Source organism: Anaerotruncus massiliensis (ex Togo et al. 2026), from assembly GCF_030825285.1.
GTDB lineage: Bacteria > Bacillota > Clostridia > Oscillospirales > Ruminococcaceae > Anaerotruncus > Anaerotruncus massiliensis.
The window spans coordinates 11,687-16,177 of the sequence record NZ_JAPJQF010000058.1 but is presented as its reverse complement, the minus strand read 5'-3'; the positions used below and the strand labels follow the sequence as shown (position 1 = coordinate 16,177).

At 67.2% G+C, this 4,491-nt stretch carries 3 protein-coding genes; all 3 read left to right on the top strand.

The window, feature by feature from the left end; genetic code table 11:
- Positions 1 to 256: 256 nt before the first annotated feature.
- The 3 genes from RCI06_RS12655 to RCI06_RS12645 are packed head-to-tail and all read left to right on the top strand — an operon-like array spanning position 257 to position 4,361.
- Entirely contained in the window at positions 257 to 2,305 is a 2,049-nt protein-coding gene (locus tag RCI06_RS12655) for a hydantoinase/oxoprolinase family protein (RefSeq protein ID WP_306576270.1), read from the top strand.
- 5 nt (positions 2,306 to 2,310) lie between these two features.
- Positions 2,311 to 4,017 (top strand): hydantoinase B/oxoprolinase family protein, encoded by a 1,707-nt coding sequence (locus RCI06_RS12650; protein ID WP_306576269.1) that lies wholly within the window; start codon positions 2,311 to 2,313, stop codon positions 4,015 to 4,017.
- 14 nt (positions 4,018 to 4,031) lie between these two features.
- Positions 4,032 to 4,361: a cupin domain-containing protein gene (locus tag RCI06_RS12645; RefSeq protein ID WP_101548099.1), complete on the top strand. Its 330-nt coding sequence runs from the start codon at positions 4,032 to 4,034 to the stop codon at positions 4,359 to 4,361.
- Positions 4,362 to 4,491: the final 130 nt, after the last annotated feature.

Below are 4,491 nucleotides of genomic sequence, written 5' to 3'. Positions count from 1 at the left end.
CCTCACCTCCGGGTATTGTCCGTGGGGCGGGGCGCGGCGCGGGGGGCGGAAAACCGCGCGGCGCAGCCGCGCGCACGCGCCTGGCGCGCGGGCGCCCCGAAGGGGCGCCGTTTTCCGTCCCCGTCTCCCCCTCCGCGCCAAAAAACGCGGTGAATTTTCTGCGGTAAAGCGTCAAATAGCCCTTCCCCCGCGCGGACAAATATCGTATAATGGAACCATAACTGCGGCGCTCCGCCGCATATGGAAGGGTGGTCACATGCGAGTAGCAACAGACATCGGCGGGACCTTTACCGACCTGGTCGCCGTCGGGAAGGGCGGCGAGGTCTACCTGGCCAAGAGCCATACCACGCCCCCCAACTTCGAGGAGGGGGTCATCCACGTCATCGAAAAGAGCGGCGTCGACCCCAGGGGCGTCGAGGCGTTCATCCACGGCACCACGACGATCATCAACGCGCTCACCGAGCGCAAGGGCGCGAAGACCGCCCTGCTGACGACGAAGGGGTTCCGCGATGTGCTCGAGATCGCGCGCTGCAACCGGCCCGACCTCTTCAACCTCGTGTTTGCCAAGCCCCGTCCCTTCATCCCGCGCTATCTGCGCCGGGAGGTGGCCGAACGGGTCGCCTTCGACGGCAGCGTGCTGACGCCCCTGTGCGAGCGGGACGTCGAGGAGGCGGTCGCCTTCTTCAAGGCCGAGGGGGTCGAGGCGGTCGCCGTCTGCTACATCAATTCCTACGCCAACGACGCGCACGAGCGCCAGACGGTCGCGCTGGTCAAGAAGCTCTGGCCGGAGGTGTTCGTCACCTCCTCCATCGAGGTCACCAAGGAATGGCGCGAATATGAGCGCACCTCCACCGTGGCGCTCAACTCCTACGTCATGCCGGTGGCGGCCTCCTACATAAACAACCTCGAAAGCCGCCTCGACGAGATCGGCTGCGCCGGGGAACGGTACATCATGCAGTCCAACGGCGGCACCACCACCTTCGCGCAGGCCCGCCGCACCCCCATCAACATGGTGGAGTCGGGGCCGGTCGCGGGCGTGTTCGGCGCGGCGATCCTCGGGCAGGCGGTGGGGGAAAAGAACATCATCGCCTTTGACGTGGGCGGCACCACCGCCAAATGCTCGCTGATCGACGACGGCGAGGTGAAGGTCACGACCGAATACCGCATCGAGCGCACCGACAGCTACGCGGGCTACCCGATCATGGCCCCAGTCGTGGACATCGTCGAGATCGGCAACGGCGGCGGCTCGATCGCCTGGATCGACGAGGCCGGCTCCCTCAAGGTGGGGCCGCAGTCGGCGGGCGCGCTGCCCGGCCCCGTGGCCTACGGCAAGGGCGGAACCGAACCCACCACGACCGACGCCTGCCTGCTCACCGGGCGGCTGTCCGCCAAGAACTTCGACAACGAGGTCGACCTCGAGCGCGTGCGCCGCGCCGTCCGGGAGAAGGTGGGCGACGCCTTCGGCATGACCGCCGAGGAGGCCGCGATGAGCATCATCCGCGTGGCCGACTCCAACATGTTCAACGCCCTCAAGCTCATCTCGGTGCGCCGGGGCTACGACCCGCGCGACTTCGCGATGGTCGCCTTCGGCGGCGGCGGCCCGATGCACTGCGCCTACCTCGCGCGGGAGCTCAACGTGCGCAAGGTGATCGTGCCGGTGGCGGCGTCGGTCTTTTCCGCGTGGGGGATGCTCATGACCGACCTGCGCCACGACTACATCCAGACGAAGATCTGCCGCATGAACGAGGTCGCGCTCTCCGAGCTCAACGCCATGTGGGACGGCCTGGTCTCCCAGGCCCGGGCCCAGTTCGCCCAGGAGGGAGTCCCCGACGGGCAGATCGTCTACAGCTTCATCGCGGACATGCGCTACATGGGGCAGGAGCACACCGTCAAGGTGCACGTGCCCCCCGTCCCCTGGACCGACGAGGTCAAGGCGGAGATCGTGGCCCGCTTCCACGAGACGCACGAGCATTTCTACACCTACCGCCTGCCCGACACCCCCACCGAGATCGTGAACCTGCACCTCGTGGCCTACGGCAGGCTCCAGAAGCCCGAGCTGCACCGGATCGACCCGCAGCGGGGCCCGGTGTCCGGCGCGGTCAAGGAGACCCGCCCCGTCTACTTCACCGACGAGGGCTGGCAGGACACCCCCATCTACGACCGGGAGAAGCTCGGCGCGGGCGCGGCGGTCTCCGGCCCGGCGATCGTCGAGGAGGTCACCGCCTCGACCGTCGTCTGCCCCGGGCAGTCCCTCACGGTGGACGGCTACGGCAACCTGATCATTGAAACGGAGGTGCGGGAGTGATGGCAATGAAGATCGATCCCGTGACGCTGGATATCGTCAAGGATTCGCTGATCGCGGTCAGCAACGAGGTGTTCTACGCGTTCGCGCGCACCTCGATGAGCCCCATCATCTACGAGACGCTCGACTACGCGAGCGGCATCGCCGACGCGGACGGCAGTCTGCTCACCCAGGGCAACGGCGCCTGCGCCTTCATCGGGCTGATCGCCCCGATGATCCAGGAGATCGTCCAAAAATTCGGCAAGGACCAGATGAAACCGGGCGACGTCTACCTCATCAACGACCCCTACATGGGCGGCGGCACCCACCTGTCCGACATCGGCATGGTCATGCCCGTCTTCTACGACGGCGAAATCGTCGCCTTCGTGGGCAACAAGGCCCACTGGTCGGACATCGGCGGCATGGCCTCCGGCTCCTTTACGACCGACTCCACCGAGGTCTTCCAGGAGGGCCTGCGCTTTTCGGGCGTCAAGCTGGTCGACGGCGGGGAGCTCTGCGCCCAGCTCGCCGACATGATCAAATCGAACGTCCGCTTCCCCGCCGCCTCGGAGGGCGACATGTGGGGCCAGATCGCCTCGCTGCGCACCGGCTACCGCCGTATCGGCGAGCTCTGTTCCAAATACGGCGTCGAGGTGGTCCGGGGTTCGATGAAGCGGCTGCTCGACCAGGGCGAGATCGTCGCCCGCAAGCGTCTGGCCGAGATGCCCAACGGCGTCTGGGAGATGGAGGAGTTCATGGACGACGACGGGCACGGCAACCCCGTCAAAATCAAGGTGAAAATCACGATCACCGACGACGAGTTCCTCGCCGACTTCACCGGCAGCAGCCCGCAGGTGGCCAGCCCCATCAACACCGGCTACAGCTCCCTCTGCGCGGGGGTCAAGGTGGTCTATATGTCCATCCTCAACCCGAGCTTGGCCGTCAACGACGGCGTCTTCCGCCCCATGCGGGTCATCGCGGAGGACGGCTCCGTCCTGCGCTGCCACAGCCCCGCCCCCACCTCCTGCTACTTTGAAAGCATGATCTATTCCTCCGACGTGGTCTGGAAGGCCCTCGCCCCCATCTTCCCCGAGTTCCTCGGCGCGGGGCACATGCTCTCCGTCTGCTCGGTCGTGCTGGCGGGCCTCCACCACAAGACGGGCGAGCCCTTCCTCATCGTCGAGCCGACGGGCGGCGGCTGGGGCGCGAGCCGCGGCAAGGACGGCGAGGTCGGCCAGTTCTGCGTGGGCGACGGCGAGACCTACAACGTCCCCGTCGAGATGGCGGAAAACCGTTACGGCATCATGATTGACGAATACTCCCTGCACACCGACGGCGCGGGTGCGGGCGAATACCGCGGCGGCAGCGGCGCGGTGCGCGCCTACCGCGCCCTGACCGACGGGCAGCTCTTCACCGCCTCCTTCGGCCGCAACAAGTACCCCGCGTGGGGCGCGGCGGGCGGCGGCGACGGCTCCTACAACTACTTCGAGTTCCACCGGGCGGACGGCTCGGTGGAGGGGCCGTTCGGCATCGTGGCGCGCACGGTGCTGGGCAAAAACGACGTGGCCTACATGGTCACCTGCACGGGCGGCGGCTACGGCGACCCGATGAAGCGCGACCCGGAAAAGGTGGCGTGGGACGTGAAAAACGGCTACATCACCGTGGAGCAGGCCAGGGAGGACTACGGCGTGCTCGTCGATCCGCGGACCTTCGCGGTCGCCGGGCTCCGCCGTTAAAAGGAGGCGCAAGGATGCTGGTACGCGACAAAAACGCGATCCCCCCGGTGGTGCGCGCCGACGGCGTGGCCATGACCGACCTGCTGGGCGGCGAAATCCCGGCGGGCGCGGGGGTGACGATGGGGTACGCCGTCTTCCCGCCCGGAACGGTGGTGCCCCCCGCCGCCCACACGGGCGACGAATACTCCTTCATCCTCTCGGGGACGGTCAAGTGCGAGGCCGGCGGCGTGGTGCACACCGCGTCGGCGGGCATGGCGACCTTCATCCCCGCCGGGGAGACGCACAGCAGCTTCAACGACGGCGCCGCGGAGGCGGCGCTCGTCTGGATGCTCGTCGAGAAATAAAAAGAGGCGGGCGCCCCGGGGGGGGGGCGGCGCGTTTTGTTTTTAACCCGGGGGGTGCCCCCCCGCATACCGGTCGGTTATTGTGATATTGGGGTTTAAAAAAAAACCCACCCCCCCAACCACAAAACCC

Bases quoted from the DNA above. Each gene is read 5' to 3' on its own strand.
- RCI06_RS12645 (WP_101548099.1), top strand. From the start codon at position 4,032: ATGCTGGTACGCGACAAAAACGCGATCCCCCCGGTGGTGCGCGCCGAC.
- RCI06_RS12655 (WP_306576270.1), top strand. From the start codon at position 257: ATGCGAGTAGCAACAGACATCGGCGGGACCTTTACCGACCTGGTCGCC.
- RCI06_RS12650 (WP_306576269.1), top strand. From the start codon at position 2,311: ATGAAGATCGATCCCGTGACGCTGGATATCGTCAAGGATTCGCTGATC.